Origin of the sequence: Tolypothrix campylonemoides VB511288_2, assembly GCF_045999855.1 — a bacterium.
GTDB classification, from domain to species: Bacteria; Cyanobacteriota; Cyanobacteriia; order Cyanobacteriales; family Nostocaceae; genus Scytonema; species Scytonema bouteillei_A.
In genome coordinates this window covers 325,277-347,007 of sequence record NZ_JBFPMW010000009.1, presented here as the reverse complement: position 1 = coordinate 347,007, position 21,731 = coordinate 325,277, and the positions used below count along the sequence as shown (strand labels likewise).

The 21,731-nt window shown below is 42.2% G+C and carries 19 protein-coding genes and 1 tRNA gene; 16 read left to right on the top strand and 4 right to left on the bottom strand.

Annotation, left to right across the window (positions count from 1 at the left end; translation table 11 throughout):
• The first annotated feature begins 156 nt into the window (after positions 1-156).
• Complete coding sequence (gene glgX, locus AB0756_RS26060; RefSeq protein WP_038085962.1) at positions 157-2,217, top strand: glycogen debranching protein GlgX; 2,061 nt, start codon at positions 157-159, stop codon at positions 2,215-2,217.
• Positions 2,218-2,682: 465 nt separating this feature from the next.
• Positions 2,683-6,465 (top strand): MHYT domain-containing protein, encoded by a 3,783-nt coding sequence (locus tag AB0756_RS26055; RefSeq protein WP_082051875.1) that lies wholly within the window; start codon positions 2,683-2,685, stop codon positions 6,463-6,465.
• 58 nt (positions 6,466-6,523) lie between these two features.
• Here AB0756_RS26055 and AB0756_RS26050 read toward each other — a convergent pair whose 3' ends face one another.
• The gene (locus tag AB0756_RS26050) at positions 6,524-7,693 is read right to left on the bottom strand and encodes an AbrB family transcriptional regulator (protein ID WP_038085966.1); all 1,170 of its coding nucleotides are present in this window, start codon (positions 7,691-7,693) and stop codon (positions 6,524-6,526) included.
• A gap of 133 nt (positions 7,694-7,826) precedes the next feature.
• On the bottom strand, positions 7,827-8,714 hold the full coding sequence (locus AB0756_RS26045) for an isocitrate lyase/PEP mutase family protein (protein ID WP_038085968.1): 888 nt from the start codon (positions 8,712-8,714) through the stop codon (positions 7,827-7,829).
• Positions 8,715-8,926: 212 nt separating this feature from the next.
• Between AB0756_RS26045 and AB0756_RS26040 the strand changes: the two genes are divergently transcribed.
• Positions 8,927-10,555 carry a serine hydrolase gene (locus AB0756_RS26040; RefSeq protein WP_050046641.1) on the top strand — a complete coding sequence of 543 codons (1,629 nt, stop codon included), beginning with the start codon at positions 8,927-8,929 and terminating at the stop codon, positions 10,553-10,555.
• Between the two features lie 250 nt (positions 10,556-10,805).
• Entirely contained in the window at positions 10,806-11,462 is a 657-nt protein-coding gene (locus tag AB0756_RS26035; RefSeq protein ID WP_237265976.1) for an AAA family ATPase, read from the top strand.
• A 123-nt stretch (positions 11,463-11,585) separates the two neighbouring features.
• On the opposite strand, the gene AB0756_RS26030 is transcribed toward AB0756_RS26035, so the two are convergent.
• Complete coding sequence (locus AB0756_RS26030) at positions 11,586-12,182, bottom strand: Uma2 family endonuclease (RefSeq protein ID WP_038086000.1); 597 nt, start codon at positions 12,180-12,182, stop codon at positions 11,586-11,588.
• A gap of 132 nt (positions 12,183-12,314) precedes the next feature.
• Positions 12,315-12,399 (bottom strand) — tRNA-Ser (locus AB0756_RS26025).
• 92 nt (positions 12,400-12,491) lie between these two features.
• Here AB0756_RS26025 and AB0756_RS26020 point away from each other — a divergent pair.
• The 12 genes from AB0756_RS26020 (at position 12,492) to moeB (ending at position 21,725) form a co-directional block, all read left to right on the top strand.
• The gene (locus AB0756_RS26020; protein ID WP_038085970.1) at positions 12,492-12,860 is read left to right on the top strand and encodes a 2Fe-2S iron-sulfur cluster-binding protein; all 369 of its coding nucleotides are present in this window, start codon (positions 12,492-12,494) and stop codon (positions 12,858-12,860) included.
• Between the two features lie 43 nt (positions 12,861-12,903).
• A complete protein-coding gene (locus AB0756_RS26015; protein ID WP_038085973.1) occupies positions 12,904-13,416 on the top strand; it encodes a thermonuclease family protein in 513 nt (170 codons plus the stop codon).
• A gap of 86 nt (positions 13,417-13,502) precedes the next feature.
• Positions 13,503-14,324, top strand: coding sequence for an inositol monophosphatase family protein (locus AB0756_RS26010; protein ID WP_038086003.1), 822 nt, complete (start codon positions 13,503-13,505; stop codon positions 14,322-14,324).
• Positions 14,325-14,410: 86 nt separating this feature from the next.
• Positions 14,411-15,367 carry a J domain-containing protein gene (locus AB0756_RS26005; RefSeq protein WP_038085974.1) on the top strand — a complete coding sequence of 319 codons (957 nt, stop codon included), beginning with the start codon at positions 14,411-14,413 and terminating at the stop codon, positions 15,365-15,367.
• Entirely contained in the window at positions 15,367-16,608 is a 1,242-nt protein-coding gene (locus tag AB0756_RS26000; RefSeq protein WP_038085976.1) for an ATP phosphoribosyltransferase regulatory subunit, read from the top strand. Before AB0756_RS26005 ends, AB0756_RS26000 begins: the two co-directional genes overlap by 1 nt.
• 87 nt (positions 16,609-16,695) lie before the next feature.
• The gene (locus AB0756_RS25995; RefSeq protein ID WP_153021429.1) at positions 16,696-16,839 is read left to right on the top strand and encodes a hypothetical protein; all 144 of its coding nucleotides are present in this window, start codon (positions 16,696-16,698) and stop codon (positions 16,837-16,839) included.
• 80 nt (positions 16,840-16,919) lie between these two features.
• Positions 16,920-17,147, top strand: a complete 228-nt coding sequence (locus AB0756_RS25990; protein ID WP_050046643.1) for an indolepyruvate ferredoxin oxidoreductase subunit alpha — start codon at positions 16,920-16,922, stop codon at positions 17,145-17,147.
• A gap of 214 nt (positions 17,148-17,361) precedes the next feature.
• The gene (locus AB0756_RS25985; protein ID WP_050046644.1) at positions 17,362-18,156 is read left to right on the top strand and encodes a hypothetical protein; all 795 of its coding nucleotides are present in this window, start codon (positions 17,362-17,364) and stop codon (positions 18,154-18,156) included.
• A 153-nt stretch (positions 18,157-18,309) separates the two neighbouring features.
• On the top strand, positions 18,310-19,050 hold the full coding sequence (locus AB0756_RS25980) for an ABC transporter ATP-binding protein (RefSeq protein WP_038085978.1): 741 nt from the start codon (positions 18,310-18,312) through the stop codon (positions 19,048-19,050).
• 158 nt (positions 19,051-19,208) lie between these two features.
• Positions 19,209-19,931 (top strand): carbonic anhydrase, encoded by a 723-nt coding sequence (locus tag AB0756_RS25975; RefSeq protein WP_038086005.1) that lies wholly within the window; start codon positions 19,209-19,211, stop codon positions 19,929-19,931.
• Between the two features lie 64 nt (positions 19,932-19,995).
• Complete coding sequence (locus AB0756_RS25970) at positions 19,996-20,457, top strand: Mov34/MPN/PAD-1 family protein (RefSeq protein ID WP_038085980.1); 462 nt, start codon at positions 19,996-19,998, stop codon at positions 20,455-20,457.
• A gap of 95 nt (positions 20,458-20,552) precedes the next feature.
• A complete protein-coding gene (gene moeB, locus AB0756_RS25965) occupies positions 20,553-21,725 on the top strand; it encodes a molybdopterin-synthase adenylyltransferase MoeB (RefSeq protein WP_038085982.1) in 1,173 nt (390 codons plus the stop codon).
• Positions 21,726-21,731 lie beyond the last annotated feature (6 nt).

The following is a 21,731-nucleotide window of genomic DNA, read 5'->3' as shown; positions in this document are numbered from 1 at the left end:
ATTTTTTGTCATCCGTAAGTATCAGGAATTTTACATAAGGATTTGATGAGGAAGCGAGCAGTGACCGATAACATATAGAAAGGGAAGTTTTCTTTTGTGTGCGATAGGATTATGTAGTGCCTGCAATTAAAAATTTATTGGGTTCCAACCTAACACATGACAGTTGATGTTTTACCGGGCAAAAGCTTCCCAATTGGCGCGACTATTCGTGATGGTGGTGTAAACTTCTGTTTGTTTTCAAGAGATTGCACTGCAATTGAACTGTTACTGTTCGATCGCCCTAACGACCCTCAACCAAGTCACGTTATACCACTCGACCCCAAACAAAACAAAACAGCTCATTACTGGCACGTGTTTGTCCCTGGAATTGGAGCCGGACAAGTTTATGCCTACCGGGGACACGGACTGTTTGCACCCGAACGAGGATTGCGCTGTGATGGCGACAAGGTATTGCTCGATCCTTATACCAAAGCGATCGCAAACTGGGAAAACTACAGTCGTCAAGCAGCAAGCCAACCAGGTGACAACTGTGCTCGAGCTTTAAGAAGCGTTGTCATTGATAGCAGTGCCTACGATTGGGAAGATGACGCTCCCCCCAAAACTCGTTACAACAGAACTATCATTTATGAACTTCACGTAGGTGCTTTCACACAACATCCCAACTCTGGTGTATCTCCGGAAAAACGGGGAACATACGCAGGATTAATTGAAAAAATTCCTTACCTACAGGAATTAGGTATAACAGCTGTAGAATTATTACCTGCCCACCAATTCGATCGAGAAGACGCTCGACCGGGTCTAAAAAACTACTGGGGGTACAGTCCCATCGCCTTTTTTGCACCTCACGTTGGCTACAGTTCCTGTGCCGATCCATTTAGCCCAGTCAACGAGTTCCGCGATATGGTAAAAGCTTTGCATCGGGCGGGGATTGAAGTGATTTTAGATGTTGTGTTTAATCATACAGCAGAAGGCGACGAGCGAGGACCTACTTTATCTTTTCGCGGGCTCAGTAATTGGGACTATTACATACTTGGAGACAATAGAGCTACTTATCGCAACTATAGTGGTTGTGGCAATACTTTTAAGGCAAATAGTGTAGCAGGAAACAATTTAGTTTTAGATTGCCTGCGCTATTGGGTTTCCGAAATGCACGTTGATGGGTTTCGCTTCGATTTGGCAGCGGTTCTTGCTAGGGGAGCAGCAGGACAACTCTTGACTCGTCCGCCAGCGTTATTGATGATTGATGCTGACCCAGTTTTAGCAGGAACTAAGCTCATCGCAGAAGCATGGGATGCCGAAGGGCTATATCTAGTGGGAGCTTTTGTAGGCGAGCGTTTTGCTGAATGGAATGGACCTTATCGAGATGACGTGCGCCGCTTTGTCAAAAGTGATGTGGGAATGGTGAAGGCACTTGCCAATCGCATTATGGCAAGCCCCGATATCTACTCTCAACCAAATCGCGAACCGCACCGAAGTATAAATTTTATTACTTGTCATGATGGATTTACGCTGAACGATCTCGTGTCGTATAACGACAAACACAATCAAGCGAACGGAGAAGACAACTGCGATGGCACTAACGCCAACTATAGTTGGAATTGCAATATTGAAGGGGAAACACGCGATCTAGCAGTTCATCAACTGCGGTTGTGTCAAATCAAGAATTTTTTAACTATTCTGTTTGTGTCTCAGGGAACGCCCATGCTACTAATGGGTGATGAAGTAAGGCGATCGCAACAAGGTAATAATAATGCTTACTGTCAAGATAATGAATTAAGTTGGTTTGACTGGAGTGCGATCGACAAACACTGTGAGGTACTGCGATTTACTCAAAAACTCATCTCATTAACGCAATCACTCAAAATTTTTCATCAAGATCGGATTTTAGCAGTCAGTTACGGCAGCCATCAACCACACATTATTTGGCATGGAACGCAATTAGGTCAGCCTGATTGGAGTTATGAGTCCCACAGTTTGGCATTTACCCTTCGTCACCCAAAGTTTCACGAGCATTTGTACGTCATTCTCAATGCCTATTGGGAATCACTCGCGTTTGAACTACCACTTTTGGAAAATGGGTACAAATGGTATCGCATTGTAGATACCGCGTTACCAAGCCCGGAGGATTTTTGCGATCTCCAAACCGCGCTTCCTGTTGAGAAAGAAACTTATCAGGCACAAGGGCGCTCTACCGTAGTCCTTATGGCTCATCACTAACTTTTACCACTTTTCACGCCAAGGATGCCAGTTTAATTATAAAAATAATAAATGACTTATGAAAAATTTTAAGTTGGGTGGAAAACGCCCACCATATGCTACTTTTGCTGGGGTATTTCCTACCTTAAATATATTTCAAAAATATTATATAAGTTACGAAACTTATAGATAGTGCCATTCTTATTTGCATATTTTACAAATAATTGATTTTTTTCTAAAAAAACTTCAAAAAAGAAAAAAATACTCATTCTATTGAATGACCGAGAAAATAAAAGGCTAAGATTGATGTTTCTGAAACTTGTAAGTGTGTTTGCTGAAAAAGATGTATTTTTCAGCATTTTCCCAGATAAATATCAACATTCTATTTTGATGAAATATTCATGCGTGGAAACTTGGAAATTGACTGAGGAAAGACTTATCTAATATTCTTAAAAAAGCCATTATTTAATTTTATTACCTAAAAATATGTATCGTGAAATGATAGGTACTTATAACTTACCACTAGTCATACTCTCTTTCATAATTGCCGTTATCGCCTCATATACAGCCCTAGATTTATCTGGGCGAGTTACACGTGCCTCAAGATGGCGACGATGGAAATGGCTGCTAGCAGGATCTATTGCCATGGGAACTGGCATTTGGTCAATGCACTTCATTGCCATGCTAGCTTTTCAGTTGCCGCAACCTGTGAACTACGATCTCAAGATCACCTTGCTCTCACTGCTGTGTTCAATTGTAGCTTCCGGTCTCGCTTTGTGGTTGCTAAGTCAATCGGTCTTTCTACCACTTGTCCTAGGCGGTGGCATTTGCATGGGAATTGCAATTGCGAGTATGCATTACACGGGTATGGCAGCCATGCGGCTTCAAGCAAGCATAGAGTATGACTGGTGGTTGGTAAGTTTATCAGTTGCGATCGCAATAATTGCTTCTTTTGCTTCTCTGTGGCTGGCATTTAGGCTGCAAAACCTTCAATTGAAAGGAGTGATTTGGCAAAAACTTGGTAGTTCCTTAATCATGGGAGTTGCCATTAGTGGTATGCACTATACGGGAATGAGGGCAACTCATTTTAAACCTCTCATTAATATGCCAGTCCAACCATCATCGATTGTTACTCAGCCCTGGCTGGCTGTCATGATTGGAATTGCAACGCTGTTCCTTTTGCTCGTAGTTCTGTTAACTTCCCTCACCGAGCAATATGTAACGGCTAAATTGTTGCAGCAACAAGCTTTGGAAGAGAGCGAACAGCGCGTTCGGGCACTTATCCACAAAATGCAAGTAGGTGTTTTATTAGTCAATGCAAATGCCGAAATCCTAATTAGCAATCAAGCAGCCATCCATCTGCTCGATCTTGAGAAAGAAAATAAACAACCCCTGGTGTTTGGCGAGCAGTCATTGTTACGTGAAGATGGTACAAGTTTTCCAATAATTGAATTACCCGTGCAACAAGCGATCGCCTTAAAGACACCGATTCAGAATGTAGTTGTAGGTATCAAGCATTCTCAAAGCCAAAACGAACGTTGGTTGCTTGTTAATGCAGACCCCGAAATAGACAAGGATGGGAGTGTAGAGCGTGTTGTTTGTACTTTAAGCGATATCACTCCAAGGAAGCAAGCTGAAGCGGCATTACAGATGATTGTTGAAGGAACAGCGTCAACAATGGGTAATGAATTTTTCCGTCCCTGCGTGCATTATTTATCACAGATTTTACAAGCAAATTACGTTTTTATAAGTGAATTTCTTAATCAATCAAAAACTCATCTGCGTATTGTTGCATTGTGGAATGGTGTTGACTTACAGGAAAACTTTGAATGTGATATTTCAGATATTTTTGATGTTGATTACGAAGAGTTTATAGGAAAAAAGTCGTGCAAAAGCCCTGAAAAAATGACAGTTTTGTTTTCTAAAATTATCAATTTAACAGATACTAAAATTCAAAGTTATTTAAGTACTCTGTTAGTTGACTCAGATGGTGAAACCATCGGTTTATTGACTGTGATGCACGATCGACCTTTGGTATTAGATGTAGGTCAAGAGTCAATTTTAAAAATTTTTGCAGCCCGTGCAGGAGCAGAACTAGAACGAAAGCAAGCAGAAGAATTACTAGCTTCAAGCGTCGAACGAGAAAAGGCTCTTGCTTTTGTCATTCAACGGATGCGTCAAACGCTAGAAGTCAAGCACATTTTTGGTGCGACAACAAAAGAATTGCGACAAGCATTGAATTGCGATCGCGTTATGGTTTATCGTTTCAACCCAGACTGGAGTGGAGAAGTTGTCGCAGAATCAGTAGCCCAAGGATGGCGAAAACTGATATCAGATCAAAAAAATCAGCCAGAACTTACACAGAATGCGATCGAACGCGACAGGTGTACTGTGAAAGAAATGGGTGATACAAATGAAGTCATACAAGACACGTATCTGTACGATAACCAAGGTGGAATATATCGTTCTAGAACAAGTTACCGATGTGTACCCGATATTTATACAGCAGGATTTGATAGTTGTTATATAGAATTATTAGAACAATTTCAAGCACGCGCCTACATTATAGTTCCCATTTATTGCAGCAATCAACTCTGGGGATTGTTAGCAACATACCAAAACTCTGCCCCCCGTCATTGGAAAGAAGCCGAAATTAAAATGCTTGTTCAGATTGGAGCACAGTTGGGAGTGGCAATTCAACAAGCAGAACTTTTCGAGCAAACCCAACAGCAATCCGCCGAACTTAAAACAGCCAAAGAAACTGCTGATGCAGCCAACCGTGCTAAAAGCGAATTTTTAGCAAATATGAGCCATGAGTTAAGAACACCGCTTAACGCTATTTTGGGGTTTACGCAACTCATGAACCATGACAACTCTTTATCTGCCGAATATCAGCAATATCTCAAAATCATCAACCGCAGTGGCGAACATTTGTTGGACTTGATTAACGATATTTTGCAAATGTCCAAGATTGAAGCAGGACGTGTCACGTTAAATGAAAATGACTTTGACTTATACCGCTTGCTGAATAGTTTAGAGGGAATGTTAAAACTCAAGGCACAATCTAAAAATTTACAGTTGATTTTTGAGCGTACTACAGAAGTTCCTCAATACATTAGATCGGATGAGAGCAAACTCCGTCAAGTACTCATTAACTTGCTTGATAATGCCATCAAATTTACTTCACAAGGAAGCGTCAAATTACGAATTTCTGTAGCTCTAGAAGGAGATAAAGGAACAAAAGGATACAAAAACAAAATGTTTCTCCCCTTCCCCTCTTCTCCCTCTCTCGTGCTCTCTTCTTCTTCCCTCTACCTCTTATTTGAAGTGATAGACACCGGGTTTGGTATTAATTCAAACGAGTTCGAGCGATTATTTCAAGCTTTTGGACAAACCACAACCGGATTAAAATCCGGACAAGGAACAGGCTTGGGTTTATCCATCAGTTATAAATTTGTAGAAATTATGGGGGGAGAAATCTGGGTTAACAGCACATTAGGTGTTGGAACTCAATTTAGCTTTACTATTTCAGCACGAGAAGCAACCGCAGAACAAGCGACTGTTTCCAACGAGTCTATACCCAAACAAGTTATCAGTTTAGCTCCAGGAGAACCCACTTATAAAGTTTTGGTTGTGGAGGACAGGCAAACTAACCGTTTGCTACTCGTCAAACTTCTTTCCAAGATTGGTTTCCAGGTACAAGAAGCGACCAACGGACAAGAAGCCCTTGTTATTTGGGCTAATTGGCACCCTCACTTAATTTTTATGGATATGCGGATGCCAATGATGGACGGCTATGATGCAACTAGATTGATTAAGCAAAAGGAAAAGCAATTGTTCTCGGGGGGCTCCCAACCCCAAACCATTATCATAGCTCTCACAGCTAGCGCTTTTGAAGAAGACAAACACAAGATACTGAGCGCTGGCTGCGATGACCTTTTAAGTAAACCCTTTCAAGAGCAAGAACTCTTAGTAAAAATTAGTAAATATTTGGGCGTGCAATATCTTTATCAAGAAGACAGTCAGAATGCAGATCTGAGGTCATCTTACAGTACATCTATTTCTAGTTCTACTCAATTAGCAAATCAAATAGCAACTATGCCTGCAGAGTGGATAGCACAACTTCACAATGCTGCTTGCCAAGGCAATGATGAACTTATTTTTCAGTTAATGGCAAAAATTCCGAAGGAACAAACAGATTTAATAGACGGATTAAAAGTTTTGGTCGAAAATTTTGATTTTGAGCAAGTTATGATTTTGACTAGATAAGAGTTAGTTGTTATTTGTTATTAGCTACTAACTCATAACAACGAACCACTAACCAAATTTAATCGTCAAGCCGTGAAAAGAGATAAAGCCAGAGGGGAAGAGAACTGTTAATTGCAATCAATCGTACTAGATGACCTGCTGTGACAATTTCTACGTTATGGTGTAGGGTTAAGGCAACTAAAATCATTTCGGCAGAACCACCAGGTGCAGTTACCAAAAGGCAGGTCAACCAATCCCAAGAAGTTAACTGCATGGCAAAGATGGTGGCTGCAACACCAGTAAGTAAAGTCATTGCTACAGACACAAAGGCATAAGCTATAGTCTTTTTGCCTAAAGTTGGTTTGTCACCCCAGTACTCACCAATGGTAATTCCTAACAGCATTTGTCCTATTATATTAACCAGTGGTGGTAAGGCGTAATCGCTATTACCTCCAAAAGGCAATAAATTTAATGTTGGATTAAAAACTATACCAGCAACTATTGCACCAAAAAATTCACCTGCAGGAATTTTGCCTAAGACAGCAATATAAACTCCTAAAGTACCAAATAAGAGGGATATTAATAATAATCCTAATTGTGTTAGCTCAAGGTTGATTAAAGTCCCTGAAACCGGAAGTGTTTGTGAATAAATTTGATTTCCGGATAACATCCTGGCAATTAAGGGAATCAAAAAAACTACGGTAGTCACGCGAATCGCTTGAACCATCGCCACCAAAGGAACATTGCGGTTATAATCTGCTGCGATCGCTGACATCATACCAACACCACCTGGTACTGTAGCTAATAACGCTGTTAACAAATTTGTCTTACTTAAACGAGAGTAAATGTAACCAATAACAATACCACTTAAAAGCAAGAAAAAGGTAAGAAAAGCAAACACGGGAAAACTAGAGACAGCATTAGTTAAATGACCGTGAGAGATGGAAAAGCCAACGTTTAGCCCTACAAGTGCCATACCCGTTTTTCTGGCTGTACGGTTGGGTTTGGGGGTATCTTGATAAAAGATCCGATATGTCTGAAGTACTATAGCTCCGGAGATAATACCGCCAAAAATCCAAGCAACACCACCAATATGGAATTTTGCCAAGAGTAGACCAAGGGGTAGCGCCAAAAGCATTTCCAAAACCAAAATGACGAGTTGCTTGCCAGGTATTTGCTGTTTGGTAAGAACGCTTTTTGTTTCAGAATTAATTTGCTGGCGATCTGATACGGTTAAAGTTTGATTCATTAATTTACGTTTTTTAAATTAAAATAACGCATTATTTACTCAAACTAGCGCGATCGCGATCGCTTTACAGCAACTCTATGGCATAAATCTTATTGAGGATTTTAGATTTTGGATTGGAGATAAGTCTTTGTTCCTACTTCCCCAAAAACTGCTGTTCCAGTTGATGGTATTTAGGAATACCAATCATTTCTTGAAAATCCTTAAAGCTGACCATATCTTGAAAATCAGTCGTAGTGCCTTGTTCTTTTAATTGATGGAAACAAGCACTCATGACTTTCGTGACAGACAGTAAAGCAGAAAGTGGAAAAAATACAATCTTAAAGCCCATTTGATGTAACTCAGAAGCAGAAAGTTGAGGAGTTTTGCCACCTTCTACGATATTTGCTACCAATGGTACGGAGGGGAAAGCCGAGGCTATGCTTTGCAGTTCTTCCACAGACTGAGGGGCTTCTACAAACAGTGCATCTGCCCCAGCATCAATATAAGCACGACCGCGATCGATGGCTTCGTGCAAACCTAGAGGGGCGCGAGCATCAGTACGAGCAATAATAACCAACCCACTCTCATCACGTGCTTGAACTGCTGCTTGAATTTTAAGAGCATGTTCTGCCATAGGAACAACACGCTTCCCCTCAAAGTGACCGCATTTTTTAGGCCACTCTTGATCTTCCAAAATGACTCCAGCAATTCCCTGTTGTACGGCATCTTTAACTGTCCTAATAACATTTAAAGCGTTGCCATAACCAGTATCCATGTCAGCAATCAGAGGAATATTGACTGACTGAGCAATTCGTCCCACAGTATACAGGGCTTCGGTAGCAGTAAGAAAACCATAGTCAGGCAAACCAAGTGTAGAAGCTGCAATACCAAAGCCGCTCGTCGCCAAAACTTCAAAACCTGCTTGTTCGGCAAGCTTTGCTCCCAAACAATCATAAACGCCAGGAATTACCAAAATTTCAGGACGTTCTAGTAATTGTCGCAGTTGATTTGCAGAAGATGAGTGCTTAGCGCTCAATGGCATAAAGTTGCAACCTGACAGCATCAAAAGTTTGCCGAGTTATTTTAACATATGACTAATTTTTACAAGAAAGTGTGTTATCTTCGCTAAATTCTGGTAATATCCATCACACTATCTGTCATCGCTGTTTTCCTCTAACCCCTGTACGGGCGCAATGCCTTGCGCTCCTACTAACCCCTGACCCTTTATAAATCACACAATTCAAGGTGTAGCTAGTGAGTCAGCAAACAAAAACGAAATGGGATAGACGCAACCAACAGGTTGCCACTCCACCTGTAGAAGTCAGGCGTAAGCGTAGAACAACTGACCCCAGACGTCAGAGCAACTTTCAATCAAACACACAGACAGCACACTCTCAAAACAGACAAGGGTATCCGTCTGCGCCTTTGAGAAGAAGAGTATCACAGCCAGACCCTAGAACTCCAAGCTACAGGCAAGGGGAGTTAAGCAGCAGATCTGCGGTGCTTGAAGTTCCGTATTCACAGGGCAACAATTTCGCCTCCAGACAAGGGGGACAAAGGAGCCGACGAGCTGCAGTTCTTGAAGCTCCGTATCCACAGCAACCATATCCACAAGGGACACAACCCGGCTACAGACGAAGAAGACGCCGATACAAAGGTTCTCGCAAAAATCTTTTGATTCTAAGATTGGTGGCTTTGACAGTCATTGCAACTGGATTGGCCATCATGGGTTTTGGGTTGTATACCTTAGTGGGAGGGTTATATGCTTTAATACATAAACCCGTGCAAGAGCAACCCGCACAACAAGCAACCCCACAGCCCACCGCACAGCCCACTTCTCCATCTTTTGTCCCGCCGCCATCTCCTAACTGGTCTGCAACAGAGTCACGACCTATTCCCTCCCGTCAACCAGGGCATGAAAATATAGAAGTTGCTTATAATCTCCGAACCCCTCCTGAATTTAAACAGAGTCAGGAGTTACAAACAATTGTTAACAATATTGTTAATTTGGCAGCAGATCGAGGTTTTCCGACACAATCTTTATCAATTACTTTAATAGATGCCAAAACTGGTGAGATCGCTGGTTACCAGCAAGAAACATTAAAATATCCTGCTAGTGTAGCAAAGATGTTTTGGATGGTGTTTCTCTACGCGCAAATAGCTCGCGGTGTTTGGTCAGATGAAGCAGGTTTTTATCCGTATATAGCTAGAATGATTCAGGAGTCTGATAACGAAGCGGCTAGTTTTATTGTTGATAAAATAAGCGATACGGAATTTGAACGCAGCCAAGATGATGAAGAATTTGAAACATGGCGCAAGAAACGCGAACAAGTCACTCACTTTTTTGAGCAAGCAGGCTACGAGGGTATTAATCTAACTCACAAGACGTATCCTATTGCTTCTCTTAAATTATTAGGACCAAAGGGAAGTGAAGTCCGTATAAGAAAAAATCCTGAAGATCCGAAAGATCCTTTTCGCAATGAAATCACAACGTTTCATTCGGCAAGACTTATTTATGAAACGTGTTATCTTCAGCAAGCTATTTCACCAGAATTTAGCCAGAAAATGTGTGGTTGGTTAAAAAGAGATTTGAATCCAGAGGTTTGGAAAAACCAACAGCAAGGTTTTAACCCAATTGTTGGTTTTTTGGGTCAAGCTTTAGCAGATACAGGCGTTAATTTTTATTCTAAAGCAGGTTGGACGACTGGTACCCGCCAAGAAGCAGCATTGGTTGCAACACCGGATGGGAAAACTGTTTATGTTTTAGCGATCGGTGCTGACGACGCCATGTATGCTAAAGACTGGCAAATTTTTCCAAAAATGTCTCGTTTTGTTTACGAACAAATGGTGGCGCGTCAACCACAAGTACAAGGGAGGGAATAGGCATTTTCATGAATGATTTAGGATTGCTCTACTGATGTAGAGCAACCAATTATTTGACCAGAGCCACAGAGTGTTTGTCACCCATCAAAATCTTTCTGCATTGGCTGTTTGAGCAATTTCTACAACTTCAGGTTAGAAACACTAAAACTCAGACTCCCCGACAGTCAAGTTTACAAGCACAAAGAACTTGACTTGTCATTTGTCGTTACGGTCAAACAATCTGTCGCTCTACAGCAAAGGGGATAGTTAAATGTTAAAAGAACTTCACCTCCAGCAAGTTGGCCCAACCGACCGTTTTGATGTTGAATTCGCCGCTCGACTCAATATATTTACGGGTGATAACGGTTTAGGTAAAAGTTTTTTACTTGATGTTGCTTGGTGGGTACTGACTGGAAATTGGGTAGAGCAGCCTGCTTATCCACGTAGACATACAAAGGAATTACCAAAAATTATCTCCAAAATTGATACACGAAATTGGAGACTACTTTTTCATGAAATAGACTTTGAGAGCTACTTTGATTTTTCCGAGCAGAAATGGCAAGGGAATTGGTCTTTGGATAACTTCTCAAAAAGTGTGAGTTATACCCGGACACGATCCATTTTGGGCGCGTTGGATAGTCACATCAGAAAAAAGAAATTCTGGGTTATCAGGGGTATAACAGAGATGATACCGTTTGACTTTCCACCCGAACCACTAGATTTTGATAAAAAAGTACGACAACCAGGAAATGCTTGGTTGGCAAAAAATCCAGACCCAAAAAAAGGAACTAGAGATTATTGGTCGCCCTTCAAGAGGAGTTTAGCCGATGGGTTTCAAGATCTTTGTGCATATTCAGTCATGTACGAACCAGTTGGTACAGTAGAGCATTATCTCAGCCGCGAAAATTATCGCAGTTTAAGATATTAAGTATAGTAATTCATTGGTTGCACTTTTAATTTGCACAGATGAACGACCAAGGATGCTAGTGCCACAAGAGTTAAGTTGACTCTAGGCTGTGCAAATTCAAGAATTATTAGCTAACTCCATTTTTCAAGGAAGTTGTTGTCTGAGAAACTGCTCGAATTCTAGCACAGCATCGTACTGGTCGGGCATGGAAATATATTTCAGTAACACATTTAGCTCTAAATTTGGGAAGAAACTACTACGGTTAACTTCTTCATATTCGCCTTTTTCATTTAAACGGAATATTCTTATGGTGTCAGATTTCCAAAACCACACTTCAGGAATTTTCTTAGGTTTATATAATTCTTTTCTGTTAATAGTGCCACTGGTAATTATAATCTCAATTACAATATCGGGAATTTCTTTATCAGTATCAATGCAGTACGATTCATCAGGTGTTCCAGAAGCATAGCCAGGTTCTTCTATGGTGAACCCACCGCTTTTGTAAAATCGGATGCCCAACACTTTCATGTAAGTTTCTAGCAGCAAGCCAAAAGTGCTTTTGACACGCTCATGCTTTGGTCCCACAGGAGACATAATTTCTAAAGTTTCCAATAAATAAGACAGTCGGACACTGCGGTTATCTTTTAGCTGTGCCTCAATCCCTTTGAATTGCTCCCAAGAAACATCTCTCAGGGTTACTAGTTTTTCTTCTACAGCATCATCTAAAAGTGAAATATTCATAGCTTGCTGGGAAAGCATATATTAACGGCACCAACTCTATTTTGACATTTTGCAAAAAGACTTCGACCAATTGCCGTTACTTCAATCGCTACAGAAGAATCTAAAATCTCTGAAACCCATGTATTATAGGAACGGAGAGGGTGGGATTCGAACCCACGTTGAGTTGCCCCAAACAGCATTTCCAGTGCTGCGCCTTGAACCGCTCGGCCACCTCTCCAAGTTGTCACAATTTACGATAGTACAACCAAGCCTAGGAAAAAGCAATAGGTTTCCTCTAAAATAATTCAAAATCTCAAATCAAAAACTCAGATGTCCCAGACTTACACTGTTAGAGTTCGCGATCGCGCTAAAGGCATTTTTCACACGCTGCAAGTTCCTGATGACCGCTACATCCTGCATAGTGCTGAAAAACAAGGCGTAGAACTGCCGTTTTCTTGTCGAAATGGGGCTTGTACCACCTGTGCTGTTAGGGTGCTGTCGGGAGAAATTTACCAACCTGAGGCAGTTGGGCTGTCCCCAGAATTAAGAAAGAAAGGTTATGCTCTGTTATGTGTGAGCTATGCTCGTTCCAATTTAGAGGTAGAGACACAAGACGAAGATGAAGTTTACGAACTACAGTTTGGGCGTTATTTTGCTAAAGGGAGAGTTCGCAAGGGCTTACCATTAGATGAAGAGTAAAATTAGCCTCGCGAAAAAGCGCAAAGGCGCACAGGTATTTAGAATGACAACTTTACTGTGTGTATTGCTACTGGTAGCTTGTCAACCACAAAAAAAGATGGAAGATCCGAACCGAATAGTGGTTAAGGTAGCACAGGTTGTGAGCGGGCAAACTATAGAAGTGGTAGGTATAGGCGAACAACCTAGCATAATTACACAAGTACGGTTGCTAAATATCGATGCACCAGATTTGCAGCAACGTCCTTGGGGTGACGCTGCAAAACAAAGCCTAGAAGCGCTGATTGGGGGCGAACAATCTGTCACGCTGGAATTTGACGCGGACGTGAAAGACTCTTTTGGCAGAACTTTGGCTTATGTTTGGAAAGATGGGGTTTTGTTGAACGAACAGTTAGTGAAACAAGGACACGGACTGTTTGCACCGCGATCGCCCAACAATAAATACGACCGCCGATTGGAACGCGCTCAACAATGGGCGAGACTGATGGGGGAAGGTATTTGGAACCCGCAAAAACCCATGCGTCTCACTCCTGGTGAATTTCGGCGTCAGTATCGTTGATGATAATAGCTAATAGCTAATCGCTAATGGCTCATTGCCTTTTACTATTAGCTATTAGCAATTAACAATTAGCAATTATGCCAGGGATGACATCGGATCGATTGCAAACCTTCTTAGAGATAGCCACAGAAGCAGCCCTTGCTGCGGGTGCGGTTTTGGAAAGTTATTTAGGGAAGCTAGAAGATGCTGTTGTTGAAAAAGGGCGACCTGGAGATTTAGTGACCGCTGCTGATAAAGCTTCAGAGGTTGTCATTTTAGATATAGTGCGGCGTCATTTTCCAGAACATTCCATCTTAGCTGAGGAATCTGGCAAACTGGGCGATCAAGATAATGAATTTCTTTGGGCGATCGATCCTTTAGATGGGACTACCAACTTTGCCCACCAATACCCCTTTTTTGCTGTTTCTATTGGGCTGTTAATTCATGGTGTCCCACAAGTTGGTGTGATTTACGATCCTTTCCATGATGAACTTTTTCGTGCGGCGCAAGGTTTGGGTGCTACGCGCAATCGCCGCCCAATTCAAGTTTCAAATACATCTGAATTAAGTAAGAGTTTGCTAGTTACGGGATTTGCTTACGACCGTCGTGAAACTTCTGACAATAACTACGCAGAATTTTGTTATCTGACCCATCTTACCCAAGGAGTTCGGCGCAGTGGTTCCGCATCTCTAGATTTGGCTCACGTTGCTTGTGGGCGTATAGATGGCTACTGGGAACGAGGGATTTCTCCCTGGGATATTGCTGCTGGTGTGATTTTATTAAGAGAAGCTGGGGGAAAGGTAACCGCATATGATGGTAGCCCCTTAGATCTAGTTTCAGGAAGGATTCTTGCCACTAATAGTTATATTCACGAGAGTTTGAGTCAAGAACTTATACAAGTGCCATCGCTCTCTACGTGGAAGCAATAAGCTTGTTAATTTTATAGCCATTTCTCAGAAGCAAAGTAAACTAGAGAAATCCTATAAACTCTATTAGTGCAACACCTGTTATATTTATGTCATTCAAGATAGAACGCGGACTTTTTAGGTATGATTTCATCGACCATCACGCAATTCTTTGTGTGTGTGTTGATGCGGATATCAAAGATATTCGCAAACGTTACCTCAAAATTGCTCGCCGCCTTCACCCTGATAGCTGTGATGCACAAAACAGCGCAGAAAAGCAACTAGCTGGTGAATTGTTGTCTAAGCTGGTCAATCCATCCTATGAAAAACTCTCTCAAGATAAAAATAGAGCAGAGTACCTTTTAGTCATGTCGCAAATGGGTAAGCGTTTGGTTCAAGAATCGGCTTCTGTGGAACTCACAACCGATTTAGCAAAACAGCTTGCGAGTACACCTAATTTTGAACAAATTTATAGAAATGCGATCGCTAAAATTGCTGAAACTCAGTATGATTCTTTGCAGAAAGTACAACAGCTCATAGGATTAGTGAGCGAGTTAAACTTGGTTTACTTAATGCGGACATCTGGTAAAACATTTGCTGCACCACAGCCAAGTCCTCTATCCAAAACCCAAACACCTTCCCCAACAAACAACACACCTGTACCCCCACCTCCTCCACCTTCAGCACCGAAAGAAGATTCAGCAGCCACTCATTATATCCGTCGCGCTCAAGAATTGATGGCAAAGAATCAACTGACACAAGCTAGGGTAGAATTACAAGATGCCCTCAAGCTAGAGCCTACTAACAGTCGCTGTCATAGCTTGATCGGGTTAGTGTATTTGAAGCAAAATCAAATCACGATGGCAAAGGTTCATTTTGACCGCGCCCTGCAATTAGACCCTAACGACCAAACAGCGTCAGATGGGAAACGCAAAATTGAACAGATGACTGGTCAAAAACCCAATGGAACGAAGCCTGTAGCACCGTCTCCTAATGGGGCTAAACAACCAGATAAATCTGGGGGCGGCGGTTTGTTTGGTGGTTTGTTTGGTGGGAAGAAGAAATAATGGTGTATCAACCGCCTGCGGGAGCTAGGGATTTATTACCCCTCGATGTGGCTCAAAAACGCTGGATTGAAGAGAGGCTACAACAAGTTTTTCACCGTTGGGGGTATCACCAAATTATTACCTCAACGCTAGAACGTATGGATACGCTCATGGCGGGAGGAGCAATTCAACGCTCAACGGTGATTCAACTGCAAAATGCCGAAGATGAAGATTTGGGGCTGCGTCCGGAACTGACAGCATCTATTGCTCGCACGGCTGTAACGCGTATGGGTGGCGTAACCTATCCGCAGCGCCTGTACTACAATGCTAATGTTTTCCAACGCACGCGAGAGTTGAAGCACAACCGCCAACAGGAATTTTATCAAGCTGGCGTGGAATTACTTGGAAGTGGGGGATTGCTTGCAGATGCAGATATTTTGCTGTTGCTAGCAAATTGTTTGCAAGCTCTGGGTTTACAACGTTGGTACTTGGTTTTAGGCGAGGCTGAAATTACTCGATCGCTCATCAAGGCTTTTCCCCCACATTTACAAGGAAAAGTGCGGAGTGCGATCGCTCACCTAGACCGCATTACAATTGACTCCTTACCCCTAACTGACGAACTTAAAGAACGCGCCAGAATCATGCTGGATTTGCGCGGTAATCCGGCTGATGTCTTGCAAAAAGTCAGCAGTTTGGGTTTAGACGAGCCTTTACAAGCGGCAGTCAACAATCTGAAAGCATTAGTAGAATTACTATATGAATCAGAAAAAATCGGCACTCATTCATCTCATGGTATAGGGATGGAAATCATCCTCGACTTGAGCCTAATACAAACATTAGACTATTACACGGGTATTGTATTTGAGGTAGTTAGCGATACAGATGGACAAGCAAGGGTTGTGGGGCGAGGCGGTCGTTACGACCATCTTTTAGAGCTGTATCATCCGCAAGGAGAAAATATACCTGGAATTGGTTTTGCATTACTCCTAGAAGATTTGCAACAAGTTCTCCTATCTGGCGGTCAATTACCGCAAACAGCGCCACCGATTAATTGGTTGGTAGTACCAGAAGATAAGAGTGCATATACTGCGGCTTTCACCTATGCTAAAAAACTCCGAGATTCCACGCACTTAGTTCGCGTGGAAATCGATTTGGGAGGACGGAATACAGATGAAATCCGAGAATATGCAAGCGATCGCAATATTGCCCAGATTGCTTGGATTAAAGCTGACGGTTCTACAACAATCGAACCTGTTGTGTAACCTTAGTACCTTTTAACAGATAAGACTCTCCGCACGCGCTACGAGTCTTATCTTCGGTGGTTTTGGCTCGCTTAATTTTTCACAAGAATGACGCACATAGAGGGAGACACGGAGAATTTTGAATCGGAAACGATTTCCGAACTTGATATTGCTTCATTAATTAGCCAACAGCATGCATATAAAGCTGTTGGGTCTCTCCATCGTCTGGGATCGGTAAGCGCCACTTACTGAGTTGTTCGGCATGCCGAGCAACTTCTACCTCGATATACTGAATGAGATACAGCAATTTTAATCCAATAAAGAGGGGAACTATGCCGCACACTATTGTTACTGACGTTTGTGAAGGCGTCGCAGATTGCGTGGATGCTTGTCCGGTAGCCTGCATTCACGACGGTCCTGGTAAGAATGTCAAGGGAACAGATTGGTACTGGATTGACTATGCTACTTGTATCGATTGTGGCATCTGCATTCAAGTTTGCCCTGTAGAAGGGGCGATCGTTCCAGAAGAACGACCAGATCTGCAAAAAACTCCTTCTTAAGTATTTCTACGGTTAAATTCTTTGAAAAAACAGGCACACAAGAAAACTTGCCTGTTTTTATCGTAAAATTACAGACTCTTATATTTCTTTCATAAAAGCTTAACAGTACGTTTGTAAAAGTTTGATAAAAATGTAACAGCACATAATTATCTTGCCTGAAAAGTAGGTACATCCACTGTATTAATTACCGTGGGACTCCTACTTATAAAAAACTATGCTAAAAATTTTTCATGTATTTCTTAACAAAAGCTTCTTCAATATAGGTTTTGTTGCCACGGCGATTGGTCTGATGTCTGCTTCGAGTGCTACAGCCGCCACATTTAATCTTGATGGATTTATTAAACTACCCGGTTTGACTGGTGGCAATCCTAAAGGAACTGCTGTTTATTACGCGGAAATATCCAATCTTCCCTCTGATATCAAATCTATCACGATCGCTGATAGTAATAACCAACAAGGCGGTACGACTGGAAGATTTAGCGGCTTTGATTTAGATGCTATCAAGATTAGTAACGTTCTCATCAATGATGCAGCTAATATTAATACCCTATCAGGCTTGGACGTATTCAATTTTGCTCCGGGTGGAGTTGTATTCGCTCCTGGAACACAACGTTCTCCCGTTACTTCAGAAGATGCCGTTGTGGGAGCCGATTTATTTGGAGCAGCCAATGGTAACATAAATAACTCAGTAGCTACATTGCAAAGTTTTGACGCCAACTCTACATCTGCTCTTGTCATTGACTCCGCAAATCCTTCAACAGCTTTTGGATTTGTCAGCTTGGGTGATGGTGGCAAAATATCGTTTAATCTGAAGAGCGCTATTTCTACCAACAGCAGCCCGTTATATCTTTACATTGGAGAAGTCGGCGATAACGGAGAAGTCGTTAACGGTCAAATTGCTTTATCAGATAAGTCAGTTCAAGTACCGGAACCCTCTGGTATAGCTGCTTTCTCATTGCTTGGTCTGTGCTTTGCTATTCGCCAAGGGAAGAAAAACAAGGTGACTTAAAAACTTTCAAATACAAGAATTGCCTAACATATATGTTCTCTTAGAAAGACCCTTCCATCACTGACATGGAAGGTGTTTTCGTCTTTATGCCTTTCAACAAACGAACAAACTATAGTTAAATGAAAGATATTTTACTTATATTGTAAAAAAATTATGTCAAATTCACTAAGTTCATCTCCCATACTCGAAGCTCAAAACGTCCACGCTGGTTACATCAAAGATGTTGATATCCTACAAGGTGTCAATTTCCGAGTAGACCCTGGAGAACTGGTTACGGTTATCGGTCCCAACGGTGCGGGTAAATCTACGTTAGCCAAAACTATCTTTGGGCTTTTGACTCCCCATACTGGGACAATTACTTTCAAAGGTGAAAATATCGTTGGGTTAAAGTCAAACCAAATCGTTCAACGGGGAATGTGCTACATCCCACAAATTGCCAATGTTTTTCCTTCCCTGAGCGTGGAAGAAAACTTAGAAATGGGAGCTTTTGTCCGTAACGTTCCCCTAAAACCGCTTAAAGATAAAATATTTGCAATGTTTCCCAAGTTAAGCGATCGCCGTCAGCAACGAGCTGGTACTCTCTCAGGTGGCGAACGTCAAATGTTAGCAATGGGTAAAGCATTGATGTTAGAACCTAGTTTATTACTACTAGATGAACCATCTGCTGCATTATCTCCCATACTTGTTACACAAGTGTTCGAGCAGATTAAACAAATCAACCAAAGCGGTACGGCAATTGTACTGGTAGAACAAAATGCCCGTAAAGCGTTGGAAATGGCACATCGCGGTTACGTACTGGAGTCTGGACGCGATGCAATGTCCGGTCCCGGTTTGGCATTACTTAACGATCCCAAGGTAGGCGAATTGTATTTGGGGGCTGGGAGGGGGCATTAAAATTTGTTAGTTATTAGTTGTTAGATGCTAAAAATCCCATCAACCATTAACAATTCCTTAAACCGTTAGAGACTAACTCTCGCACCCTTAGAGATTTTGGTATGTTCCAGCCAACAACCAAGCTGTTGTGGGTTGGATTCATTTACCGAGAAAGATTGATGAGTCGAATAAATGGATTTGTAGGGCGTCGTAATTTTCTGCTAGGTGCAGCTAGCTTTGCTACAGCTGGTGGCTTACTTTGGTATCAAAGAACAACTTCCATACTACAAGCAGAGGGTGCACAGACAAATCCAGTAAATCCCCATCCAGTCACAGCGACAGAAGCTTTAAAGCGATTGCTGGAGGGGAACCAACGATTTGTAGATCAAAAGCGTAAATATCCCGATCAATCGCTAAAACACGTTCAATCTCTAGCAAAAGGTCAGTATCCTTTTGCAGCCGTATTAGGCTGTGCAGATTCTAGGGTACCCACAGAAATTATCTTTGACCAAGGACTGGGAAATCTGTTTGTCGTGCGTGTTGCTGGGAATGTCGCCAGCGATATGGCTATAGGAAGTTTAGAATATGCCACATCCGTTTTGGGTTCTCAACTTATAGTCGTTTTGGGTCATAAAAAATGCGGTGCTGTCATGGCAGCACTTCAAGAGAAACCAGCACCTGGTAGAATTAACTATATTGTCCGGGAAATCCGACCGGCGATCGCAAGAGCTAGACTGACTGAGGGCGATGTTGGGGAGAATGCGATCGCAGCCAATATCAAATATCAGGCAGAGAAACTACAGAGTCAATCGACGATTTTGGCTAACCTTATCCAGAAAGGAAAACTGCAAGTTGTAGGTGCTTGTTACGATATTAATACTGGTAGAGTATCTATTTGCTAATGGCTAATGGCTAATAGCTAATTGCTTTCTTACCATTAGCTATTAGCTATTAGCCATTAACACAATGATCCATCTCAACCCAGAACACCTACAAACCATCTACTCCCACGCCGAAACCACTTATCCAGAAGAGTGCTGCGGTCTACTGTTAGGTTCCCTCACTGACAGCAACAAAATAGCGCTAGAAGTCATACCAACAGAAAATGCTTGGTCAGAAACATCAGACCCCTTTGAAGACAGTACAGCAACCAAACAACGAAGATACACCATCGCACCCCAAGTCATGCTGCAAGTGCAAAAAGATGCACGCGATCGCAACCTCAGCATAATAGGTATTTATCACTCCCACATCAACAATCCTGCCAATCCCTCCGAATTTGACCGTCAGCTAGCTTGGCAAGAATACTCATATCTTATTGTCTCTGTCATGGATGGCAAAGTTGCTGGCATAAAAAGTTGGATCTTGGACGACAATCATCAATTTCAAGCAGAAGCAATGGACGTGGGGAGTTATAAAAAAGAATAATTGTAATGATTTATGCACCAGTCTTCACGCACCACTCCCCAATGTCACACAATTTTCGATAGGATAATAAGTCCGCGCTTCCTCATCTAACTGTTATGCTTAATCCCAATCTGGATAACATCCAGCTAACAAGAGAAGAATACGAAAGGTACTCCCGTCACCTCATTTTGCCTGAAGTGGGGCTGGAAGGACAAAAACGCTTGAAAGCTGCTAGTGTGTTGTGTATCGGTACTGGCGGCTTGGGTTCGCCACTGCTATTGTATTTAGCAGCCGCAGGGATCGGACGCATCGGTATAGTTGATTTCGATGTTGTGGATACCTCCAATCTGCAACGCCAAGTCATTCATGGTACCTCTTGGGTTGGCAAACCCAAGATTGAGTCAGCAAAAGATCGGATTCACGAGATCAATCCCAACTGTCAGGTGGATTTATACGAAACTCGCCTGACTTCGGAAAATGCTCTTGATATCATCAGACCCTACGATATTGTGGTAGACGGTACTGATAACTTCCCAACACGGTATCTGGTCAATGATGCTTGTGTATTGTTAGATAAGCCCAACGTTTACGGTTCTATTTTCCGCTTTGAAGGACAGGCTACAGTATTTAACTATGAGGGTGGACCGAACTACCGCGACCTTTATCCAGAACCACCACCACCAGGAATGGTTCCTTCTTGTGCAGAAGGGGGGGTACTGGGAATTTTGCCAGGGATAATTGGTGTTATCCAAGCTACGGAAACTGTCAAAATTATTCTCGGTAACGGAACTACTTTAAGTGGACGATTGTTGCTGTACAATGCCTTAGACATGAAGTTCCGGGAATTGAAGTTGCGCCCCAACCCAATTCGCCCGGTGATAGAAAAACTCATAGACTACGAGCAATTCTGCGGTATCCCACAAGCCAAAGCACAAGAGGAGAAACAGCAGATGGAAATTCCAGAAATGACAGTGCAAGAATTGAAGGAATTGCTAGATGGCGGTGCAAAAGATTTTGTGTTGCTAGATGTCCGCAATCCTCACGAGTACGAAATAGCCAAAATTCCCGGTTCTGTTTTAATACCGTTACCAGAGATTGAAAACGGTGAAGGAGTCACTCAGGTACGGGAATTGGTGAACGGTCATCGATTGATTGCCCATTGTAAGTCGGGTATGCGTTCTACAAAAGCCTTAAATATCCTTAAAGAAGCGGGAATTGAGGGGACAAATGTCAAGGGTGGTATTCTTGCTTGGAGTAAGGAAATCGACCCATCCATACCAAGTTATTAAAATCCA